The organism is Allobosea sp. ASV33, assembly GCF_016428755.1.
In the GTDB taxonomy this organism is placed as follows: Bacteria; Pseudomonadota; Alphaproteobacteria; order Rhizobiales; family Beijerinckiaceae; genus Allobosea.
Window position 1 is genome coordinate 1 of record NZ_JAELTI010000194.1, and the last position, 1,085, is coordinate 1,085.

Sequence of the window (1,085 nt, forward strand, 5' to 3'; positions counted from 1 at the left end):
ACATTGGCTATGCTCCGATGGGCGCCGGGCATTACATCCGCAACACCGGATCGACGGTGTTGCGCGTCCTCATCGGGTTCAACAATGGGCATTATGAGGCGAACGACCTCTCAGCCTGGCTCGCCGCCAACCCGTTTGACGTGCTTGCAACGAATCTCGGTTTGCCTCGTGATGTGGCAATGACGCTTCCGCATCGGGCGCGCTTCATACTGTCTGGTTCCATCCCACACTGAGCGCAAGTCTTGTCGGCCTACATGTCGACGGCGGCCTGCATTCCTCACATGATCGATCGGAATTTGAGATGAGCCTGATCGAGACACGCGGCCACCAGATGTTCCCGGTGCTCGTTGCCGAACAGATTGCAACGTTCAGGAGGTTTGCCAGCGGGCCCGCGCGCCGGTTTCAACCCCACGAATTGATCTTTGACGTCGGCGACCACCATGCACCGGTATGGATGGTTCTGGACGGCGCGATCGAAGTCGTGCGCCGCGATGGCCTCGGGCGCGAGAATCCCATCACTGTTCACGGCATCGGACAATTTACGGGTGAAGTCAGCCAGCTTGCGGGGCGTGGCTCATTGGCCGCAGGCAAGGCGGGGGTAGGGGGGTGTCTGGCGCTGCCACTGGATGCGGCGCACCTACGGGCTCTGATCATCGGTTCGGCCGATCTCGGCGAAATCGTCATGCGCGCGCTGATCCTGCGCCGGGTCGGGCTGATCGAAGGGGGGTCGGCGGGATCGGTGCTGATCGGACGAACGGGAGAGAGCGAGCTCGTGCGCTTGCAGGGGTTCCTGTCCCGCAACGGCTATCCCTACACCACGATCGACGCGGGAGACGGCGGCGATGGGCACGTCATCGTAGAGCGGCTGGGGCTGCATACGGACGATCTTCCCCTGATGATCTGCCCGGTCGGCACTGTCTTGAAGCACCCCAGCAATGCGGAAGCCGGGGTCTGCCTTGGAATGACGCCCGAGCTCGATCCGACCAAGATCTACGACACTGCCATCGTAGGGTCCGGGCCGGCCGGGTTGGCCGCGGCCGTCTATGCGGCATCGGAGGGCTTGAGCGTTCTGGTGCTCGATCAGC

2 protein-coding genes are annotated in these 1,085 nt (G+C 62.9%); both read left to right on the forward strand.

Annotated features, from left to right (window positions below; translation table 11 throughout):
• A partial coding sequence (locus tag JHD80_RS27060; RefSeq protein WP_465246566.1) for a cupin domain-containing protein occupies positions 1-233 on the forward strand: 233 nt, incomplete at its 5' end.
• A gap of 68 nt (positions 234-301) precedes the next feature.
• A partial coding sequence (locus tag JHD80_RS27065) for a cyclic nucleotide-binding domain-containing protein (protein WP_199093662.1) occupies positions 302-1,085 on the forward strand: 784 nt, incomplete at its 3' end.